Below are 551 nucleotides of genomic sequence, written 5' to 3' on the forward strand. Positions count from 1 at the left end.
AACCAGACCGGCCCGGCGCGCGAAGACGATCGACGCATTATCAGCGGTATCATTCACATGCTCCAGTGCGGCGCACGCTGGCGCGATTGCCCGTCCGACTATGGCCCTTACACGACGATCTACAATCGGTTCAATCGCTGGGCTAAGCGCGGACATTGGCAGGCGATCTTTGAAGCGCTCGCCCGCTGCGGCAAGGACCGAGTGGCTTTGTCGATCGACTCCACCTCGATCAAAGCGCATCGCTCGGCGAGCGGCGGAAAAGGGGGGAGTGTGAACAGGCGATCGGCCGCTCGCGCGGTGGGCGGACCACGAAAATCCACGCGCTGAGCGACCCTGATTGCAAACCTTGCGCATTTCATCTCACTCCGGGACAAGCCGCAGACATTGCCGCAGGGCCGGCCCTTTTGAAGCTCGCGCCGCCCATGTCTTCCCTCATTGGGGACAAAGGCTACGATGGCGACGGCTTTCGCGCCGAAATCGTCAATCGCGGCGCGAAACCCGTCATTCCAAACAAATCCAACCGGGTAACCCTCCACAGCTTCAGCAAGCGC

1 pseudogene is annotated in these 551 nt (G+C 61.5%); it reads left to right on the top strand.

Going from position 1 to position 551, the window contains the following annotated elements:
* A pseudogene (locus tag IVB50_RS04535) lies at positions 1 to 551 on the top strand (IS5 family transposase); the annotation flags it as partial.

The sequence above is a fragment of the Bradyrhizobium sp. 87 genome, assembly GCF_023073015.1.
Lineage (GTDB): Bacteria > Pseudomonadota > Alphaproteobacteria > Rhizobiales > Xanthobacteraceae > Bradyrhizobium > Bradyrhizobium canariense_D.